The sequence below is a fragment of the Flavobacterium sp. WC2509 genome, from assembly GCF_052683105.1.
Map to the genome: position 1 here is coordinate 2,200,574 of NZ_JBQZFG010000001.1, position 22,195 is coordinate 2,222,768.

Sequence of the window (22,195 nt, forward strand, 5' to 3'; positions counted from 1 at the left end):
AAGCTCCTTTTTTAGAGGAGCTTTTCTGTTTTATAAAGTTGTAATTGCTTTTTGCAATCTCGAAATAGTTTCTTGTTTGCCAATAACTTCAACAATATCGAATAGGTGAGGACCTTTAAGAGCTCCTACCAAACTCAATCGGAAAGGTTGCATTACTTTGCCCATTCCAATTTCATTTTTGGTCATCCAATCTTTTACGATTGTTTCAATATTTAGTGAAGTATAATCACTTATTTCTTCGAGTACTGAAATTAATTCTTGCATTAATGCAGGAGTTTCAGGTTTCCAATTCTTACTTGCTTTTTCATCGTAGCTTGTTGGAGCTATAAAAAAGAAGTCACTCATTTCCCAAAAATCTGATACAAAATCTGCTCTTTCTTTGATTAATGAAACAATTTTAGTCATTTCAGCTAAGGAGAAATATCTGTTTAGGTTTTTTAATTCAATAATTTTAATGAATTCTTCAGCCAATAAAGTATCGTCAGTTTTAATTAAATACTGATGGTTAAACCATTTATTTTTCTCAGGATCAAATTTAGCTCCTGATTTATGAACTCTATTTAGATCAAATTTTTCAACTAATTCTTCTAAAGAAAACAATTCTTGTTCAGTTCCATCATTCCAACCCAATAAAGCCAAGAAGTTAACAACAGTCTCTGGAAAAAAACCTTTTTCTCTATATCCTGATGAAACTCCTTCGTCAGTTTTCCACTCTAATGGAAATACCGGGAATCCCATTTTATCACCATCTCTTTTAGATAATTTTCCGTTGCCAATTGGTTTTAATATCAATGGTAAATGTGCAAATTTAGGTGCATCCCATCCAAAAGCACGATATAGCATAACGTGTAGAGGCATAGATGGCAACCATTCTTCACCACGTATTACGTGTGAGGTTTCCATTAAATGATCATCTACAATATTTGCTAAGTGATATGTTGGCATTCCATCACCTTTAAATAATACTTTATCATCCAAAAGACTTGTTTCAAATTTTACTTCTCCACGGATGATGTCTTGTAAATGCAAAGTTTCATTAACCGGAGTTTTAAAACGGATTACATAATCTTCATTATTAGCAATTCTTCTAGCAGTTTCTTCTTTTGAAATAACTAGTGAAGTATCTAACTTTTCACGATTGTGATGATTATAAATAAAGGTTTTGCCTTCTGCTTCGTGTTGTTTTCTATGTGCGTCCAATGCTTCAGCAGTATCAAAAGCATAGTATGCATTTCCTGATTCAATCAATTGATCAGAATATTGTTTGTACAAATGTTTTCTTTCGCTCTGTCTGTATGGTCCAAATTTTTCATTTTTCCCTACTGTTTCTTCTGGAGCGATTCCTAACCATTCCAAAGCTTCCATTATATATTCTTCAGCTCCTGGAACAAATCTATTTTGGTCTGTATCTTCAATACGTAGATAGAAAGTTCCTCCATTTTTTTTAGCAAATAAATAATTAAATAAAGCGGTACGTACTCCGCCAATATGTAAAGGTCCTGTCGGACTTGGTGCAAAACGCACACGAACTGGTTTAGACATTATTGTAAATTTTTTGCAAATATACAATTTCAAATTGTCGTTTTGGTAACTGTAATTTGTGTTTCTTCAACACTTTAATATTATCTTTTATTTACCTGTTAATACCCTTTAAAATTATTACTTTTATTGGTTATTATATTAATACTGTAGTTTTGGAAAAATCAAATTCGATACATCAAAAATTAGAAGCTTTTATAAAGAAGTATTATACTAATGAATTAATTCGCGGTATCCTTTTTTTTATTGGCCTTGGATTAATTTATTTCTTATTTACACTCTTTATTGAGTATTTCCTTTGGTTAAAACCACAGGGACGAACTCTTTTGTTTTGGTTTTTTGTAGTAGTAGAAGCTTTTTTATTACTACGTTTTATACTTTTTCCAATCTTTAAAATCCTTAAATTTCAAAAAGGAATCGATTATACTCAGGCTTCAACAATCATTGGAAATCATTTTTCTGAAGTAAATGACACTTTAATTAATTATTTACAACTTTCAAAATCGGACAGTTCTGTTTATAATTCAGAATTGTTATTGGCTTCTATTGAACAAAAAGCAAATTCTCTGCGACCAATTCCTTTCGGAAAAGCAATTGATTTCAATTCTAACAGAAAATATTTACCATTGGCTATTTTGCCAATTCTTTTTCTTGTGTTTTTCTTTTTGTCAGGAAACAGTAGTATTATTTCACAAAGTTTGAATAGGGTAGTTCATTTCAATTCAAGTTTTGTACCACCAGCTCCATTTAAATTTTTGATTTTAAATAAAGATTTAACCACTGAGCAAGGAAAAGATTTCTCTTTACACGTGAAACTGGATGGAAAAGTTATTCCTGAAAATGTTATGATTTTTATTGGTAATGAAAGTTATTTTTTAGAATCGATTAAACCTGGTGAGTTTCAATTTAAAATAGCCAAACCTCTTACTAATACTGAATTTCATCTTGAAGCTAACTCGGTTGTCTCGTCAGATTATGAGTTGAAAGTTATTGCTGTTCCTACGATTTCTAATTTCGAAATGAAGTTCGTTTATCCTTCTTATCTGAATTTAAAAAATGCGGTTGTCAAAGGAAGTGGTAACGGAATTATTCCCGAAGGAACTCAAGTTACTTGGATTATGAATACCAATGCTACTCAAAATGTGGTTTGGAAAGATGAGTTTCAATCTTCACCGTTTACTAAATCAGAAAATCAATTTACTTTAACTAAAAAAGTAAGTCAAAATACAGAATATCAAATATTTACGTCAAATAATGAAGTGAAAAACTTCGAAAAATTGAATTATCAGTTAAATATAGTAAAAGATCAGTTTCCTTCTATCAATATCACTAATGCACCAGCTAATTTAAGTGCTGGGAACTCTTATTTTGTGGGTCAATTAGCTGATGACTATGGTTTGTCTAAGTTGCAGATTGTATATTATGAAGCAGGAAAAGTAGATACTGCCAAACGTGGAACAATTGCAATTAAGCAAGACACTTTCGATCAATTTGTTTTTAATTTCCCTAGTAATCTTGATGTGATGAAAGGTGCTAATTATGAATTCTATTTTGAGGTTTTTGATAATGATGCTATTCATCATTTCAAAAGTTCTCGTTCTTCTGTGTTTTCTAATCACATTTTATCTGATGAAGAGAAACAAAATGCCTCTCTTCAAGAACAAAATAATGCTATTAATAGCATGCAAAAAACATTATCGAAACAAGACAAGCAATTTTCGGAAATGGATAAATTGCAAAAAATGGGTAAGGAAAAGAACAGTTTAGATTTTAAAGATCGTCAAAAAATCAATGATTTTATCAATGAGCAGCAAAAGCAAAATGATAAAATGAAAGAGTTTGCCAATAAGATGAAAGAGAATTTAGATAAATCTAATGTTGATAAAAAAGACGAAACAAAAGAATTGTTGCAAAAGAGACTTGAAAACACCAATAAAGAATTAGATAAAAACAAAAAATTATTAGACGAACTTAATGAGTTAAATGATAAAATTAAGGATGAAGATTTTTCTGAAAAGTTAGAAAAATTCAAGGAGAATAGTAAGAGTCAAAATAAAAATTTAGCTCAGCTTGTTGAGTTGACTAAGCGTTATTATGTAGAAAAGAAAGCAGAACAGTTAAGTGATAAACTAGATAAATTATCCCAAAAAGAAGATAAATTAGCAGAGAGTGAAAAAGAGAATTTTGCTCAAGAGCAAAAGAAATTAACTGATGAATTTGAAAAAATCAGAGAAGAACTTAAGCAATTAAATAAAGATAATGAAGATTTAAAATCTCCTATGAATATCCCATCAGACTTAAATAAGGAAGAAAGTATTAAGGATGATCTTAAAAAAGCGGCTTCAGATTTACAGAATAATAATCAATCAAAGGCGAAGCCTAGTCAAAAGAATGCAGCTAAAAAGATGAAAGAAATGTCCAAAGCAATGGATCAGGCTATGGCAGAATCTGAGAAAGATCAGATAGAAGAGGATGTAAAAATGTTACGTCAAATCTTAGATAATTTATTAGCATATTCATTTTCGCAAGAAGATAATATGGACCAATTTAAAGCTTCTAGGTTGGGTTCTCCTTCTTTCAATAAATACATTCAGACACAACAGAACTTAAAATTACAGTTCAGACATATTGATGATAGTCTTTTTGCATTGTCTTTACGCCAGCCAAAAATTGCTGAATCTGTTACTAAAGAAGTCGCAAGCGTACAATATAACATTGATAAATCACTTGAAAGTTTTACAGAATCGCAACTTCAAAGAGGTGTTTCTCAGCAGCAGTATGCTATTTCATCAGCTAATAAATTAGCTGATTTATTAAGTGATTCTCTCAATAGTATGCAGATGCAAATGTCAGGAAGTAGCGCTGGTAAGCCAAAACCAGGTAAAGGTTCAGGTATGCAGTTACCGGATATTATTAAGAAACAAGGTGAGCTATCAGATAAGATGAAACAAGGAATGAAGCCAGGAGAAAAATCCGGGGATAAGCCTGGTGAAGGTAAGAAACCTGGAGATAGTAAAAACAAAGGGTCTGAATCAGGTAAAGGCCAAAAAGGAGAAGGCCAAAATAGCGATGGAGATGGAGAAGGTGATGCCAAAGCTACGATGGATATTTATAAAGAACAAAAACAATTACGTGAAGCATTACAAGAAGAGTTAAATAAAAAAGGTATCGGTACAGCTGGTAATAATGCTCTAGAGCAGATGAAACAATTGGAAAAACAATTGTTAAACAAAGGATTTAATAACGAAAGCTTACAAAGAACTACTGCTATTAAGCAGGAATTATTAAAACTAGATACTGCAATTCGTCTTCAAGGAGAAGATTCAAAACGTCAATCTGAAACGAATAAAACTAAATTTAATAACACTGCAAGTCCGTTGCCAAAGGAGCTTATAGATTATTTAAATAGCATCGAAATATTAAACAGACAATCGTTACCTTTGCGGGCGAATTTTAATCAAAAAGTTCAAGTATATTTTAATAACAAATGATCAATTTTAATTACGAATCAGAATTCACTTTAGAGAACGAAGATGCAATTGCGGCTTGGTTAGGTGCTGTGATAGTTTCTGAAAATAAAACAGAAGGGGAGATTAATTACATTTTTTGTGATGATGAATACCTTCACAAGATTAATCTGGAATATCTTAATCACGATACTTTAACGGATATTATCAGTTTCGATTACACTATGGGTAACGAAATTAGTGGTGATATTTTTGTTTCTACAGAAAGAGTTTTGGATAATTCAAAAGATTACAATACTAGTTTTGATGATGAATTGAAACGAGTTTTAGTTCATGGAATTTTACATTACTGCGGTTATAAAGACAAAGGAGAAAAAGAAGAAGCTTTAATGCGTAGTAAAGAAGATGAAAAAATCGCTATGTTTCACGTGGAACAGTAGATATAAATCTATCAAAATTATATAAAAAAGCAATACGTTCCACGTGAAACATAAATTTTTTGGTATTTTTTTTAAGTTTAATTTTTAGTTAGATTTCTATTTTATTCTAATGTTTCACGTGGAACATGTTTAAAATAGTTTGATTTGAGTTTTTGAATTTGTTCCACGCGGAACGGTTTTATTTGAATTTCACAATTCCTTGAAAAAGGATTAATATATAAGGAAAATGTTTTTAGAAGAGTATGATGTAATTGTGGTGGGAGCGGGTCACGCTGGTTCTGAAGCTGCGGCTGCGGCTGCAAATTTAGGTTCCAAAACTTTACTTGTGACGATGAGTTTGCAAAACATTGCACAAATGTCTTGTAACCCTGCGATGGGCGGAATTGCAAAAGGACAAATTGTTCGTGAGATCGATGCGCTTGGAGGTTACTCCGGAATTGTTTCAGACCGAACTGCAATTCAATTCAAGATGTTGAATAAATCAAAAGGCCCTGCGATGTGGTCTCCAAGAGTTCAAAGTGATCGTATGCGTTTTGCAGAAGAATGGAGAATGATGTTGGAAGGAACTCCAAATTTGGATTTCTACCAAGAGATGGTAAAAGGATTGATAATCGAAAACGGAAAGATAAAAGGAATCAAAACTTCTTTGGGAGTTGAGATTCGTTCAAAATCTGTTGTGTTGACAAACGGAACTTTTTTGAATGGTTTGATCCATATTGGTGAAAAACAATTTGGTGGTGGTCGTGCCGGTGAAAGTGCTGCGTATGGAATTACCGAAGATTTAATTCGTGCCGGCTTTGAAGCCGGAAGAATGAAAACAGGAACTCCTCCAAGAGTAGATGGTCGTTCTTTAGATTATTCTAAAATGAATGAAGAAAAAGGAGATGCACGCCCAGATAAATTTTCATATTCAGATTTGACGAAACCTTTGGAGTTTCAAAAATCGTGTCACATGACATATACTTCAAACGAAGTGCATAATATTTTGAGAGAAGGTTTTGATCGTTCGCCAATGTTTAATGGAAGAATAAAAAGTTTGGGACCGAGATACTGTCCTTCTATCGAAGATAAAATTAATCGTTTTGCAGATAAAGAACGTCATCAGTTATTTGTTGAGCCGGAAGGATGGAATACTTGTGAGGTTTATGTAAATGGTTTTTCAACTTCTTTGCCAGAGGATATTCAATTTAAAGCTTTGCGTACTGTTGTAGGTTTTGAGAATGTAAAATTCTTTCGTCCAGGTTACGCTATTGAATATGATTATTTTCCGCCAACGCAATTGAAACACACACTGGAAACGAAATTGGTTGAAGGTTTGTATTTTGCCGGACAAATAAACGGAACTACAGGTTATGAAGAAGCAGCGTCTCAAGGTTTGATGGCTGGAATTAATGCGCATTTAAAAGTGCATGAACAAGCTCCGTTAATTTTGAAAAGAGATGAAGCTTATATTGGAGTTTTAATTGATGATTTAATTACGAAAGGAACGGAAGAACCTTATCGTATGTTTACCTCTCGTGCGGAGTATAGAACTTTGTTGCGTCAAGATAATGCCGATTTTAGATTGACACCTTTGTCATATGAAATTGGTTTGGCTTCTGAAGCACGTTTGAGAAGAATGGAGCATAAATTAAAAGAATCTGAAAAAATGGTAGCTTTCTTCAAAGAGACGAGTGTTTCGGTTGCCGAAACAAATCCAATTCTGGAAGTGAAGGAAACGGCATTGATTACTCAAGGTGACAAAATGTTTAAAGTGTTTTCCAGACCGCAAATCGATTTGGAAGATATTATGAAATTTGAAAAGGTTAAGGAGTATGTTGCTGAAAATAATTTAGATCAAGAGATTTTAGAACAAGCAGAAATACAAGTTAAATATTCAGGTTATATCGAAAAAGAAAGAAATAATGCTGATAAGCTTACTCGATTGGAAGATGTAAAAATTCCTGAAAATTTTGATTACAATAAGATTAAATCAATGTCAATTGAGGCAAAACAAAAATTAAGTAAAATTCGTCCTGTAACTATTTCACAAGCTTCAAGAATAAGTGGAGTTTCTCCAAGTGATGTTTCTGTGCTTTTGATTTACATGGGAAGGTAATTTTTTTAATATTTGAAGTTTACTTTAAGTATTCGTTTTACGGATCACTAACTAGATTTTCTTATTTATCGATGAATTTTTTTGTTTTAGAATTTCATTGTTCCACGTGAAACTACGTCCGTAACAGTTGTGTTTGTTAGAAAAATTATTTTTAAATAAAAATTACATATTGTACATTTTTATCTGTAGAACAAAAACAATCGTTGTTTGAACTTTGGAATTCTGAATATATTTAAAAAGTTGGGTTTAGCAAAATATCCAAATTTCAAAAAATTTATAAATTCTTTCGGGCGTAAAAATAAAATGGGAAAAGTGAGAGTTGAATCGTAAAGTTTCAACAGAATATAAATTATAACAAGGTTTTATTTCAGTCTTTAGTAGAAGCTGAAATTATTTATTTAAAAACACCAATGGATATTACACACAAAAAGCATTTTTTAAAAGTTAAAGATTATTCCGTTTCTCAGGAAACTTTCGACCTCTACCATGATGAAACATTAGATATGTTGATCACACATCCTCAACCAAGTTTGGATGTTTTAGGGAAATATTACGAAAGCGCTGATTATATTTCGCATACTGACTCCAAAAGATCACTTTTTGAAAGAGCATATCATTTTGTAAAAAATATTGCATTAAAAAATAAATTAGATTTAATCAATTCTCATCAGCCATCTAAAGGTGCAATTTTAGATATCGGGGCAGGAACTGGAGAATTTTTAGCAGTTGCTGGAAAAGATGGGTGGAAAACAGTAGGAGTAGAGCCAAGTGATAAAGCAAAAGCAATTGCGAAGAACAAAGGCGTAACTTTTGTAGAAAATACTTCCGAATTACAAAGTCAGTCTTTTGATGTGATTTCAATGTGGCATGTTTTAGAACATGTTCCTAATTTAGAGGAACAAATTAAAGAATTGAAGCGATTATTAAAACCAACAGGTACTTTGATAGTGGCCGTTCCTAATTTTAAATCGTTTGATGCCAAGCATTACGGGAATTTTTGGGCCGCTTATGATGTGCCGATTCATTTTTGGCATTTCTCTAAAAAGGCTATAAAATTGCTTTTTGCTAAGGAAAAGATGAAATTAGAGAAAGTATTGCCAATGAAATTTGATTCATTTTATGTGAGTTTGCTTTCAGAGAAATATAAAAATGGTAAAATGAACTACATTAAAGCTTTTTTTATTGGATTACAGTCTAACTGGAAAGCTAAGAAGAATAAAGAATACTCTTCTCATATTTACATCATTAGCAATAACTAAATTATATCGAACTAATCTTTAGAAAGAATTAGTAATAGTTAAAAATTATTACAAACATTAAAAATAATAATTAAAATTTATAGTATTTATTTTCTGCATTTTAGAAACTTTTTATCAATACTATCTATTTTTTTATATTTTTGTCATCTACAGAAAAAAATGAATTATACCAAAATGAAGAAAGTATTATTATTTATCGCAATTTCAATATCACTTGTTTCTTGTGATAAAAAAGCTGAAGTAAAAGCAAATGAATTTAAAACAGCTTATGTTGATACAGCTGAGTTAATGAAAGAGTATACAGAAACTAAAGATTTAGAAGCAAAATACAAAGGTCAAGCGGCTGAAAAAGGAAGACAATTAGAAGCTGAAATCAATAGGTTCAAGCAAGATGCAGCTAATTTTCAGCGTAATGCACAAGCAAATGGTCAAGAATGGGCTCAAAAAAATGGTGCAGAATTGCAACGTAGAGAGCAACAATTGGCACAAGCTCAACAAGGTTTGCAAATGCAATTGCAACAAGAGAGTGGAAAAGAAATGGATTCTCTTGTAAAAGGAGTTAAAAAATTCATCAAAGATTACGGTAAAGAAAAAGGATATGATTATATCTACGGTACTGGTGATGCAGCTTCTGTTTTGTATGCTAAAGACTCTTATGATATTACTAAAGACATTGTAAAATTATTGAATGACAAATATAAATCAGCTCCAAAAGCTGAGGAAGCAAAAAAATAATTTTAAATAACAATTAGTTTATAAAACCTTCATCTTGAACGAGATTGAAGGTTTTTTTGTTTTAATTATATAAACTGGGACAAAAGTAATCGTACAGATTTTCTTTTTTAAAATTTCATTCTAACTTTGAATGAATTTCAATTCATGAATTCGTGGCAACAATTTTGCCTTGAACATTTAAATCAAAAGTCAAATGCAATCTATTTCCGAAGCCGCTGTTTATGCGCTCCGCTTTATCAATCAAACGCAGCAGTCCGTTTTCCTTACAGGGAAAGCTGGAACTGGAAAAACTACGCTTTTAAAAGAAATTATTGCAACTACTCACAAGAATACCGTGGTTGTGGCGCCTACGGGAATTGCGGCGTTAAATGCTGGTGGTGTAACGATACATTCAATGTTTCAATTGCCTTTTGGCGGATTTATTCCTGACAATTCTGCACCACAGTTTTCGGATACTACTAAGTTTGAAACCAAAGCCACGCTTCGTAGGCATTTCAAGATGAGTGGGCAAAAGCGAGCCGTAATTCAAAATATGGAATTGCTTATCATCGATGAAGTTAGTATGTTGCGTGCTGATTTACTGGATGCTATGGATTTCATGATGCAATCAGTTAGAAAAAAATCTGCTCCGTTTGGTGGTGTACAAGTATTGTTTATAGGAGATTTATTACAATTACCTCCTATCATTCGAGACGAAGAATGGAGAGTGCTTCGAACGTATTACAAAGGAAAATTTTTCTTCCACGCTCATGTTATGCAATTATATCCGCCTTTGTACATTGAGCTATCTAAAATTTATCGCCAAACTGATGACAGATTCATTTCGGTTTTGAATAATTTACGTAATAACGAGATTACACCTGTGGACATCGAAACGCTGAACGAATTTGTAAAACCGAATTTTGATTTAAAGTCAAACAAGGGATATATTACTTTGACAACGCACAATGCCAAAGCGGATATAATGAACGCTCAGTCTTTAGAAGACCTGGAAGGAAAACATACTACGTTTTTACCCGTAATCACTGGCGATTTTCCAGAGAAAATATATCCTATTGAATCCAATTTGCAATTGAAAGTTGGTGCACAAATTATGTTTGTTAAAAATGATTTGTCTCAGGAAAAGAATTATTTCAATGGAAAAATGGGAATTGTAAAAACAATGACCAGTAAAGAAATATGGGTACATTTTCCCGATGAAGATAAAACCATAGAAGTTGATAGGTACGAATGGCAAAACATTCGTTATACGGTGAACGATTTAACTAAGGAAATTGAGGAGGAGGTTTTAGGTACTTTTGTGCATTACCCGATCAAATTAGCTTGGGCTATTACGGTTCACAAAAGCCAAGGTTTGACTTTTGACAAAGCTGCGCTCGATGTATCGCAAGTTTTTTTGCCCGGACAGGCATATGTTGCATTATCGCGTTTGCGTTCGTTAAACGGGCTTATTTTGCTTTCTCCGCTACGCATGAATGGTATTTCAAACGATCAGGATGTAATGAATTATGCTGAGAACAAAGCTTCAGAAGAATCCTTGGCCAATGCTTTGAAAAAAGAAACCAAGAATTTTATCCTCAACTATCTGAAAAACAGTTTTGATTGGAATAATCTAGCACAAGAATGGCGCAATCATCAGTTCAGTTATAACCAAGATTCAGAGAATGCTACAAAATCTAAACACGCTGCCTGGGCCAAAAATCAAGCAGGAGTCATGTGGCAATTACTAGAACCTTCGTCCAAATTTTTGGTGCAGCTAGACAAATTGTTCCACAGTGAACAGTTAGAATTCAGCCATATTTCTGACAGGATCAATGCAGCTGTCAATTATTTTTTGGCACCGATGGATCAATTGTTGTACGAAATTCTGTGGAAACTCGAAGAAGTAAAACGACTCAAAAAAGCCAAAGCTTTTCATGACGAATTACAAATACTTGATGATTTGCAGACCAAAGCAGTTCTCCAATTGATGAAAGCCAAATTGATGGTGGCTACTTTGGTTAGTGGCGAAGCCATTTCTAAAGAAAAATTAACCTCGGTCGAAATCAAAGAATACAAAACCATTAAACTGGAGCGTGTTTTTGAAGATTTCAAAAAAGTGAATATCACGTTGATTGATGATGAAAAAGATGCTGAACGCTATTCGCCAAAGAAATCCGGAACGAAAGAAACCAAAAAATCAACAGTTCAGCTAACCTATGATTTGTGGTTAGAAAAGAAAACAATCCAGGAAATAGCCATCATTCGTAAGTATAATCAGGAAACTATTTTATCGCATCTTACTAAATTGATTCAGTCCAAAAGCATTAGTATTCACGAAGTTTTGTCCGAAGATAAAGTACAAGAACTGACTGAAGCTTTTGCAGGTTACCAAGAAGAATCGGTTTCTCCATTAAAAGAAAAATATGGCGACAAATTTACTTGGGAAGAACTCCGTATGTTCAAAGCCAGTTGGAATCTTAATTAAAATAGATAAAAATTATTTGGGCGTGCCACCATCCTGATAAAAGGGCTAATTTTCTAGACGAGTATAGGCCCTTTTATCAGGATGCTGTCGGGCTATCCATGCTACTTCGGTAGCTTATTTCTATCCCTCACGTAAAAGTAAAAACTAAAACTATTGTTCATTGAACAGTTTAAAGTCAAAAGCAATTTTTATTACAGGTAATTAAAAATGCTTTCATATTTTAAATTCAGAATTAATCTTAAATTATTATTTAAATGCGAATGAGAACATTTAGTGTTGTTACCACGGTTTCAACGGTTTTCACCCATACAGTAGCAATGCTTAGTATTGTTGGTATAGCAATTACTGGTTTTTATCCAGGAATTATTGTGTTGTTGTTAGTTGCTCTGATTCCAATAGCTTCAAAGTTTTTCTCAAAAAAAATAATTGATAAGTCTAGTAATTTCAAGAGAAATTTTTACACAACATTTATAATCGTTAATATGTTATCGATTCTAGTGGTTCTCTGGATGTCATTTGTCATAGTACATGACCGTGTTTTACATGATTGTTGCTGATTTTACCATCGGTAAAATTAGCAGAAACGTAAGTGTAGAATTTTATTTCATACCAGTAAGTTGCAGTCAATAAAATATATAAACTGCAACCTTTCTAGCGATATAATAAATTGATTTACAATAAATTTTAAGATTTCGAATACTTATAAAATCAAATCCTTAATTTACTTTAAAATAAATAAAAAGTAAAAGAAACTATATTGATTAAAGATTGTTTGTTTTAAAATTTTAGAAAATCTGTTTTTTATTTGTGATCGATATCGTGTTTTCTTTTATATACAAGAAAAAAGAAAAATATGATCATGTTTAAAATAATTACTTGAGATACAATTGGATTAAAAATTAAGGCTTTTTCAAGACTTACTGTGATTTTACTAATAGTTAATAATAAAAATGTAGAGATACTTGAGTATGAGTAAATTAGATAAGCATACTCTTTGTTGGAAATCTGATTAGTTTTCATCTTTGCATGTTTTAAATTTAATACTAACGCCGAATGTTTTTATAATAAGAAGTTACTTATAAATTTAAACAAAAAATGTTTACGTTGGAAACAAATCAGTCAAATTACACGATAAATCTGATAAAATGCAAGAATGATTGTTTTGATAGGATTGCCTAAAAAATAATTTTGAGTAAAACAAAGGCTTGACAACGGAATATAGCTTTATTGTGAAGTTTTATTTTTTACAAAAGTTTGAAGCATTTCTTGTAAAAACTTGTAAATAAACATGCAAAACTCTATTGAACTGAATTTTGTATTCACAAAAAAAAGAATGAGTTTGTAAAATATAACTTTTCTAATGGTATAATATATCTGTGGTATCTTTGTTAAAAATCAGTTTCATTTTGCAAAGTAAATTCAAAAAGTAGATTGAATACATTCATCATTTATAATTATAAAAAGTGTCATATAATAATAGCAAGGAGGTAGGAAAAGGATTTGATCGAATTACAGCAGTTTATGATACAGTGGTAAGTATTGCTTCATTCGATAGGATTAATAAAAGTCAGTTGGCATTTCTATCACATCTTTCTACACAAAAAACAGCTTTGATATTGGGCGGAGGGACTGGATTTTTTTTACAGAAAGTATTAGAACAAAATGAAGAAATTAATATTACCTATGTTGATGCTTCACCAAAAATGATAATGTATGCCAAAAAGCGAATCGAAAAGAATATGCCAAATTCTTTAAAGCGTGTAACGTTTATTTGTGCTGGTGTTGAAGATTTTGAGTGGCAATTCTTTGATGTTATTGTCTGCAATTATTTATTAGATCTTTTTGATAATGCGTACGTGCAAGTATTGGCCGAAAAATTCAAAGACAACTTAAATTCAGAAGGTTTGTTATACATTACAGACTTTCAAATCTCGAAAACAAATAGTCTTTTGAAATGGGGTACTCAAATTGGTTTAAAGGTTTTATATTCTTTCTTCCGATGGACAACATGTTTAAATACTAAACAACTCCCAGAGATAGAAAGGATTTTAAGTGAACAGAGATTTTATCTATTAGATTCTGAAAACTATTTGGGTGGAATATTAGTTTGCAGTTTATTTAAGTTAAAGGATTAGATCATAGAACTTTTTCAATAATAAAAGCATTCCGCATTGTCATACCGATTGACATGATTTTAGTTATAGAACTGAGCTTATCGGTTTTTTTTAATTATCTTTTAATACGCTACTATTAAGCGTTCTATTTTCTTATTGATTATTAAATACTTGAGATTTTCTTTTACATAAAAAACATTATCTTTAACAAAAAGGAATAATTATTTGCGAAATACTTTAATTGCGAATGCTGGAGCTTTATTAGAATTTAATACAACACCTAATCATTAGTAATAGTGGAATAAAATTTTAAAGTAAAAATTATGATAAAAAGCCTTCAACGACTTAGCGTTTTGATTGTTGTTTGTTTTGCAACTCAATTGACATTTGCACAAGCAAAACCAGATTCTATAAAAAAAATCAGATTTGCAGCTGTTCCGCTTATTAACTATAATAGAACTCAAGGAGTTATTGTTGGTGCGATGACATCAGCGTATTATAGAGTAAACAAGAAGGATACAATTTCGCCGCATTCAAGTACAACAGCAATGGGAATTTATACTGCTGAAAAAACGTGGTTGGCAGGTATTGGTGAATCGCTATATTTAAAAGAAGATAAATGGCGTGTAAAGGCATTTTTGTTTAAAGGAAATGTCAACTATCAATATTTTAATACCGAAGCAGATAATAATGCTGGTGAATATGAAGATTATTCTAATGATATTGTAATGGCGATGTCTCAAGTACAATACAACGTTTGGAAAAGGTTTTATGCGGGTCTTTATCTCGAATATAATAATACTAAAACCTATTTTACAGCCGATAATGATTCACTTGATATAAAAAAATTGAATAACATTGGTTATGTAATTAGTCAGGATAATAGAGATAATATTCAATTCCCTGCCAAAGGTATTTTTATGAACTTTAAAAATCAGTTTTATCGTGATTGGATTGGCAGTGATAGTGAATTTGTACGTTTTCAAATAAATTACACCCAATTTTTTGATTTAAAAAAAGACCAAAGACATGTATTGTTGGGTCGTTTTAATTCTGAAATTGGTACAGGAGATGTTCCATTTCAAGGACAGTCGGTTGTGGGTAGAGATGATTTAAGAGGATACTCTCAAGGAAAATATAGAGGCAATCAGGTTTATTCACTTCAATCTGAATACCGATGGATGTTTAAAGAATCGAAATTTGGTGTTGTCGGATTTCTTGGTATTGCGTCGGCAGTAGAAAAATTTAATGATATCTTTAGTACAGAGTTATTGCCGGGAGTAGGTGCGGGAGTGCGTTATAAAATTATACCTTCAATGAAAATCAATATTGGTTTTGATGCTGGAATCGGTAGAGACGATTATAGTTTAACTTTCAGAATTGGAGAAGCATTTGGGCGATAAGAATTTTATTTGATGTTGAAATAAATTTAGTTTTAATTTAATATATTTGTGACTGATTAGTCAATCTTTAAATTATGTCTAAAAATGAAATAATTATTAATACTGCACTTCGTCTTTTTGTTGAAAACGGTTTTCACGGTACAGCAACTAGTAGAATTGCCCAAGAAGCTGGGGTTGCTAACGGAACACTTTTTAATTATTTTCCAAGCAAAGAGACTCTTATTGTTTGTATTTACAATAGTATAATGCAAAATTTGGATGATTTTATTATTGAAAGCCTGTCATCACACTCTGTTTCAAAAGAATCTTTCCGTTCGTTATTTTTTGCTTCTTTACAATGGAATTTAGATAATGCGGAAGAATTTCAATATCTACAGCAATTTAAGAATTCACCGTATTCTAAAAAAGCTTCGAAAAATCTAATGATACAAGAAGAACATCCTCTTTATGTTTTAATTCAAAATGCAATAGATTTAGTGCTTTTAAAACCAATGCCTGTTGCGTTTCTGTTTTCTCTTTTTACAGCTCAAATAAATGGTTTGTATGAATATTTTATTTCAAATGAAATTTCAAAAGAAAATCAATTAGTGCTTATAGACGAAACATTTGATCTACTTTGGATAATGATTAAAGATTAATTTAGTTGACTGATTGGTCAGTTTTTTGATATTTGTAATTAATATATTTAAAAAATCACTGTAAATCAGTTATTTATATTTATTAAAAAAATCATTGCTAAATCTAGCATTTTCTTTAATGAGTTTTGTAAAAGGTGTTATTAAAACTATATCTTAATGAAAATTGTATTTTTACATCATCTCCAGTATTTCCTTTTGCAGCAGGAAGATTGAAAACAGGATCCCCAGCAAAATCATTATTATGTCGTTTTCCCCATTGTAATTCTGGTCCAAGTATTAAATTTTTAATTGGTGAATACAATATATTCACACTCGCATATTGGCCTGATTTATATGCAGTTGATAATTGAGCATCGGTCATTTTATTATTCATAACCGAATAACCTATTGCAGAACCTAATTTTGAACTCCAATTAATATTAAAATACGAAACGATTCCAAGAAGCGGAATTGCTTCTCCTGTGATAGGCGTTAGGGTATTATCATATTGTCTTTTGGTTCCAATATCAGCATCAGCATCATTCATATAGTTTTGTATTCCAGCGCCATATGTAAAAGATCCTTGATAAATAATATTTTTGGTTAAATGTAATTTAGTACTTAAGCTTAATCCCCATCCTACAGTACTTCCTGATAAATCATAGGCATCGGTATTAGTATCTTCCCATTTAATACTTCTCACAATTCCTGCTAATTCTAAATATCCCCAAGAATCGGTGTATCGATATTCAGCACTAAGATCTGGTACTGGAAATCTAAATGCGACACCGTCAAGTACAGATGAGTAAACAAATCCTTCGCCATATTGCCCTTTATCTCCAGTAGCTCCTGGGCGTTCTAGAGCAACCGCTAAAGTTTGATGGTCCGTTTCAATAGGTGTATATCGAATTTGAATGTTTCGAACGAAAACAGCTGCATTTGGTCCCATATATTCTATAAGATTTGGATATACTTCCATGTCTGCAAATACACTGTTAGTTTGGCCAACTAAAAATTTGCCCAATTTTGCATAAGCATGACGTAAATGAAAGGTGGTTTCTCCAGCATTTTTCCCAGATCCGAATAAATCAAACTCAAAAACAGTTTTTATTTCTCCTAACGAGGTATTAAAATAATTTTTTATATTCAAAGTAGATTGTCGGACTCCAAAATACACATTCCCTTGGCTTTGGTATTCGTTACCTTCACTATCAAGAATTTTGGTTGGTCTCATTGTGTCGAACCAATCTGGAGCCATTTTCCCAAAATCATAACCAGTATCCATCATTATAAAACCATTAATCTCCATGGTTTTTTCAGGTTCTTTGTCTTGAGCTTTTATTTGAGAAGAAAATAAAATTATTGTCAATACCGAATATGCTACCTTTTTCATAATTTTTAAAGAATAAAATTAAATTATTTGATCTAATTACAAAGGCAATCTGGAAATGCGTAAGATAAATTGATTTCTATTACCAAATTTAACTTTTTTTTGTTAAAAATATTTATTTAGGTAATTAAAATTTTAACATTGTTTTTAAAGTTTATATTTCTATTAACTTGATTATGAATGTAATTTGGGAAACAACCGAGGATTATATATACAGATGTATGAGGAAAGAGTCCGTTTTCGAGTACGGGAGTTATTTAGAAAAAAGGAATGGAGTTGTAGCTTTCAAAATTAATATTTGAGTTTTAATTTTAAAAGAAGCAGAGATTTAGAAAGCAATTTTCATAACAACACATAAAGTTTATGCTATTGCTTTACAATCGAAAAAATTGGGAATAGGGTTTGTTATCGATTAACTACACCCACAATCGCCATTACCGCAGTTTTTATCAGATTTTTTCTTTTTGAAAAAGTACTTTTTAATTAAAAAAGCAACGGCAAAACCAAGGATACAAAAAGCTATAATTTCCTGAATCATGATATTTTAATTTAGAATTTGAAAAGCTATCAAAGCTACAACATAAGCCAAAGCACTCATAAAAGTGAGTTGAATCATAGGCCATTTCCAAGTGTTGGTTTCTTTTTTGGTGATAGCAAGTGTACTCGCACATTGCATGGCAAAAGCATAAAAAAGTAATAACGATATTCCAGAGGCAAAATTAAAAATCTTTTCACCCGTTATTGGATTTACTTCTTCCTGCATTTTACTTTTTATAGTTGCTTCGTTATCGCTATCGCCTACGCTGTAAATAGTCGCAAGTGTACCCACAAAGACTTCGCGTGCTGCAAATGAACTTATTAAGGCAATTCCGATTTTCCAATCATATCCTAAAGGAGAAATGACTGGTTCGATAGCCCTGCCCATAATTCCAATGTAAGAATTCTCTAATTTTTGAGAAGCGACAGCATTTTCGAATTCGACTTTATTTAAAGGCTTTTCAATCATTGTTTCTTTTACAATGGCTTCTGCGTCGTTAAATTTCTTTCCCGGTCCGTATGAGGCTAAAAACCATAAAATAACAGAGATTGCTAATATGATTTTACCAGCTCCAACTATAAATGCTTTGGTTTTTTCTACAACATTAATTCCAACGTTTTTTAATAACGGCAATTTATAACTTGGCATTTCGACTACGAAATAAGTTTTAGTATCCAGTTTTAAAATTTTATTCAAGATATAAGCCGATAGAATCGCAGTTGCAAATCCTAAAACATATAGAAACATCAGTGTTAATCCTTGTAAATTCAAGATGCCTAAAATACGTTGATTTGGAATTACTAATGAAATGATAATAGCGTAAACAGGAAGTCTGGCAGAACAAGTGGTGAACGGAGTTACTAAAATAGTAATTAAACGCTCTTTCCAGTTTTCGATATTTCGAGTCGCCATAATTGCTGGAATTGCACAAGCAGTTCCTGAAATTAAAGGCACAACGCTTTTTCCAGATAATCCGAATCGGCGCATAATTTTGTCCATCAAGAAAACCACACGGCTCATATAACCACTTTCTTCAAGGACGGAAATGAACAAAAACAAAAATGCAATTTGAGGAATAAAAATGATGACACCACCAATTCCGGGAATGATTCCTTGTGAAAGTAAATCAGTTAAAATTCCACTTGGTAATGTTGCAGCAACCCAACTACTTAATGATGCAAACGTGCTATCAATAAAATCCATTGGGATGGTTGACCAGCTAAAAATAGACTGAAATATGATAAATAGTATGGCTAAGAAAATAAAATAACCCCAAAATTTATGGGTTAAAACATGATCTAATTTAGCTCTAAAATCGGTTGCTTGTGAAGCATCTACTTTTAGACCTCCTTTTAAAACTTCATTGATGAACTGATACCGTTTTATTGTTTCTTTTTGCTGTAAACGTTTTAGTTCCGAATGTGATTTCGTAAAAGTGCTTCGAATTTCATTGCGTTCTAAATTCAAAAAGTTAACATCTTGTGTGATAACCAGCCATAATTTATAAACTAATTGGTTTGGAAAAGCGTCTTTTAAATTTTTGAAATAAGCAGGATCAATACTTGATGCATTCAAACACGGTTCGTGCGGAATGGTTTTATAGGAAACAATTAAGTTTTTTAGTTCTTCAATTCCAGAACCTTTGCGGGAACTAACCAAAGCAATTTTGGTTTTTAGATGCTCTTCAAGGTAAGGGATATCAAGCGTAATACCTTTGTTTTCCATTCTATCTGCCATATTAATGACTAAAATTGTTGGAATTTCAAGGTCTTTTATTTGAGTATAAATCAGTAAATTTCTTTTCAGATTTTCAACATCTGTTACTACAACGGCAATGTCTGGATATAATTTGTCATTTTTATTTAGCAAAAGTTCAATAACCACGCTTTCATCCATAGAACTTGCGTTCAAGCTATAAGTTCCAGGTAAATCAAGAATATTGGCTTTTACGTTGTTGGGAAGTTTGCAAAAACCCATTTTTTTCTCAACGGTAATTCCAGGATAGTTTCCTACTTGTTGATTTAATCCCGTAAGCTGATTAAAAACCGAAGTCTTTCCTGTATTTGGATTCCCAATAAGGGCAACATTGATATTTTGGAGACTCATTATAAGTTGGTTTTGATCAGTTCAACTTCAATTTCACGAGCAGTTTCAATACGAATGGCTACATGAGAGCCGTTAATGTCTAAATATAACGGATCTCCTAGAGGAGCAATTTGAAGCAATTGTACTTCATTGCCCGGCAAACACCCCATTTCTAGTAGTTTTAATGGAATTAAATCGATGTCAAATTCTAAGATCGTGGCTTTTTGCCCTTTTTTGAGAGAATGTATCGTTGTTCGCAAAGCTTATTTAGATTAAATTTAGATTGCAAAAATACATTTTTATTTATAATTATATGTGTTACTCCTTTTTTTCATTCTCGCTAAGCCAATTAATATCTTCAATTAGCCGCTGAATTTCTTCTTTTTTAGTACCATCGTAAAAACCTCGTACTCTTCTTTTTTGGTCTACCAATACAAAATTTTCGGTATGTACCATATCATATAGCTCTTCGGGTTTTCCCATTTTTACGGCTAAATATGATTTTCGAGCCATTGTATAAATCTCTTTTTTGTCGCCAGTTACTAAATTCCACTTTGCATCAATAACGCCATACTTTTTGGCGTAAGCTTTTAAGGCAGGTACACTGTCAGTTTCAGGAAAAACGGTATGGGACAGCAACATAACATTTGGTTTGTCTTTGATTGCTTTTTGTACATCGATTAAGTTAGTGGTCATTTTTGGACAAATCGAACCACAGGTTGTAAAGAAAAAGTCGGCTACATAGATTTTGCCTTCGTAATCTTTCTGCGTAATGGTTTTTCCGTTTTGATTGATAAAAGAAAAATCAGCAATTGTATGGTATTTGCTAACGTATTGAACAGTACTGTCCACTAATTCTGGATTTACATCAGCAGGATTATAAATGGGTAATGTTTTATTTGGCTTTAATGCCGAATAGAATAAATACAACGTTACAATAGAAAAAATGGAAACGACTGCGATATAAGTTCTGTATTTTTTGAAAAAAGAAGACATAATTTTAATTTGGTACAAAAATAAAGAAAAAGTAAACCTTTTGAGAATTTAACGGTATTGATTTTTAATGGATTTGATTTGTGATCAAAAACAATTTTAAATAATGGTTATTACTTATTTTGTTTGACTTCTGCTTTTTCGCATCGCATAATTAATGAGATACAATCCAATTAAAGTAACGCTTCCACCAAATATTATAGCGATTGTTAAAGGTTCTCCAAAAATGAATGAGCCTAAAAGTACAGCAACTATTGGGTTTATATAAGCATAGACACTACTTAATTCAGTAGGTAGTTTTTGCAAAGCATAAATAAACGCGATGAAGGTTAGAATTGAACCAAAAATCACTAAATATCCTATAGCCCACCAAGATGCCACTGGAATTTGTGAAAGAGGAATACTAATACCAGTAGCTCCTGTAAAGGCAAAAATTAAAATACTGGAAATGAACATTTGCAATCCCAAACTAAAATAAGGATTGAAACTATTTGCCTTTTTCTTGGTGTATAAAGTACCAAAAGCCCAAGTGATGGTTGCTATTATTGAAAGCATTATGCCAAATTGAAAATCAGGCTGTAAAAAATCCATTAGATGCTCATAAAAAATAACACAAACGCCACCAAAACAGATTAAAATTCCAATTAATGCCAGTCGGGTAATTCGCTCTCCTTTGCAAACACTAATAAACACTATCCATAAAGGAACCATGGCTCCAATGATTGCACCCAATCCGCTACTGATGTATTTTACGCCCCAAGTGCTGAGTCCATTGCTTAATGCAAAATTGAGTAAACTAAGGATTAGAATGGTTTTCCATTGTTTTCCTTTGGGCCACGATGTTTTTTTAAACAAGAAAAAACATAAATATAGTGCCCCAGCAATGAATTGTCTAATTCCCGCAAGTTGTAATGCGGGCATGTGTTTTACGCCTTCTTTGGAGGCTAACCAAGTGGTGCCCCAAAAAAAACTTACCCAGCATAAAGCCAAAATTGGTAATCCAATGTAATTGACTTTTGCTTTAATAGCAGTTTTAATTTTTGATGTCAA

General features: G+C 31.9%; 16 protein-coding genes. 10 read left to right on the forward strand and 6 right to left on the reverse strand.

The window, feature by feature from the left end:
• Positions 1 to 30: 30 nt before the first annotated feature.
• Positions 31 to 1,542 (reverse strand): glutamate--tRNA ligase, encoded by a 1,512-nt coding sequence (gene gltX / locus ACUN3A_RS09290; RefSeq protein WP_445551009.1) that lies wholly within the window; start codon positions 1,540 to 1,542, stop codon positions 31 to 33.
• Between the two features lie 152 nt (positions 1,543 to 1,694).
• On the opposite strand from gltX, the gene ACUN3A_RS09295 reads away from it, so the two are divergent.
• The 10 genes from ACUN3A_RS09295 (at position 1,695) to ACUN3A_RS09340 (ending at position 16,160) form a co-directional block, all read left to right on the forward strand.
• Positions 1,695 to 5,030 carry a hypothetical protein gene (locus ACUN3A_RS09295; RefSeq protein WP_445551010.1) on the forward strand — a complete coding sequence of 1,112 codons (3,336 nt, stop codon included), beginning with the start codon at positions 1,695 to 1,697 and terminating at the stop codon, positions 5,028 to 5,030.
• Positions 5,027 to 5,446: an rRNA maturation RNase YbeY gene (gene ybeY, locus ACUN3A_RS09300; RefSeq protein WP_445551011.1), complete on the forward strand. Its 420-nt coding sequence runs from the start codon at positions 5,027 to 5,029 to the stop codon at positions 5,444 to 5,446. The genes ACUN3A_RS09295 and ybeY overlap by 4 nt, the downstream gene beginning before the upstream one ends.
• A 226-nt stretch (positions 5,447 to 5,672) precedes the next feature.
• Positions 5,673 to 7,544, forward strand: a complete 1,872-nt coding sequence (gene mnmG / locus ACUN3A_RS09305) for a tRNA uridine-5-carboxymethylaminomethyl(34) synthesis enzyme MnmG (RefSeq protein ID WP_445551012.1) — start codon at positions 5,673 to 5,675, stop codon at positions 7,542 to 7,544.
• 410 nt (positions 7,545 to 7,954) lie between these two features.
• Complete coding sequence (locus ACUN3A_RS09310) at positions 7,955 to 8,803, forward strand: class I SAM-dependent methyltransferase (RefSeq protein ID WP_445551013.1); 849 nt, start codon at positions 7,955 to 7,957, stop codon at positions 8,801 to 8,803.
• Between the two features lie 174 nt (positions 8,804 to 8,977).
• A complete protein-coding gene (locus ACUN3A_RS09315; protein ID WP_445551014.1) occupies positions 8,978 to 9,538 on the forward strand; it encodes an OmpH family outer membrane protein in 561 nt (186 codons plus the stop codon).
• A 193-nt stretch (positions 9,539 to 9,731) separates the two neighbouring features.
• Positions 9,732 to 12,005, forward strand: coding sequence for a helix-turn-helix domain-containing protein (locus ACUN3A_RS09320; RefSeq protein WP_445551015.1), 2,274 nt, complete (start codon positions 9,732 to 9,734; stop codon positions 12,003 to 12,005).
• Between the two features lie 260 nt (positions 12,006 to 12,265).
• The gene (locus tag ACUN3A_RS09325) at positions 12,266 to 12,562 is read left to right on the forward strand and encodes a hypothetical protein (protein ID WP_445551016.1); all 297 of its coding nucleotides are present in this window, start codon (positions 12,266 to 12,268) and stop codon (positions 12,560 to 12,562) included.
• Between the two features lie 906 nt (positions 12,563 to 13,468).
• Positions 13,469 to 14,140 carry a class I SAM-dependent methyltransferase gene (locus ACUN3A_RS09330; RefSeq protein ID WP_445551017.1) on the forward strand — a complete coding sequence of 224 codons (672 nt, stop codon included), beginning with the start codon at positions 13,469 to 13,471 and terminating at the stop codon, positions 14,138 to 14,140.
• Between the two features lie 302 nt (positions 14,141 to 14,442).
• Entirely contained in the window at positions 14,443 to 15,522 is a 1,080-nt protein-coding gene (locus ACUN3A_RS09335) for a BamA/TamA family outer membrane protein (RefSeq protein ID WP_445551018.1), read from the forward strand.
• Between the two features lie 74 nt (positions 15,523 to 15,596).
• Entirely contained in the window at positions 15,597 to 16,160 is a 564-nt protein-coding gene (locus ACUN3A_RS09340) for a TetR/AcrR family transcriptional regulator (RefSeq protein ID WP_445551019.1), read from the forward strand.
• 115 nt (positions 16,161 to 16,275) lie between these two features.
• Here the strand turns inward: ACUN3A_RS09340 and ACUN3A_RS09345 are convergent, their stop codons facing one another.
• From ACUN3A_RS09345 to ACUN3A_RS09365, 5 genes are all read right to left on the reverse strand, one after another.
• Entirely contained in the window at positions 16,276 to 17,532 is a 1,257-nt protein-coding gene (locus ACUN3A_RS09345; protein WP_445551020.1) for a DcaP family trimeric outer membrane transporter, read from the reverse strand.
• 541 nt (positions 17,533 to 18,073) lie between these two features.
• The gene (gene feoB / locus ACUN3A_RS09350; RefSeq protein WP_445551021.1) at positions 18,074 to 20,173 is read right to left on the reverse strand and encodes a ferrous iron transport protein B; all 2,100 of its coding nucleotides are present in this window, start codon (positions 20,171 to 20,173) and stop codon (positions 18,074 to 18,076) included.
• Complete coding sequence (locus tag ACUN3A_RS09355; RefSeq protein ID WP_445551022.1) at positions 20,173 to 20,412, reverse strand: FeoA family protein; 240 nt, start codon at positions 20,410 to 20,412, stop codon at positions 20,173 to 20,175. The genes feoB and ACUN3A_RS09355 overlap by 1 nt, the downstream gene beginning before the upstream one ends.
• A 58-nt stretch (positions 20,413 to 20,470) precedes the next feature.
• Positions 20,471 to 21,148: an SCO family protein gene (locus ACUN3A_RS09360; RefSeq protein ID WP_445551023.1), complete on the reverse strand. Its 678-nt coding sequence runs from the start codon at positions 21,146 to 21,148 to the stop codon at positions 20,471 to 20,473.
• 114 nt (positions 21,149 to 21,262) lie between these two features.
• Positions 21,263 to 22,195: a DMT family transporter gene (locus ACUN3A_RS09365; RefSeq protein ID WP_445551024.1), complete on the reverse strand. Its 933-nt coding sequence runs from the start codon at positions 22,193 to 22,195 to the stop codon at positions 21,263 to 21,265.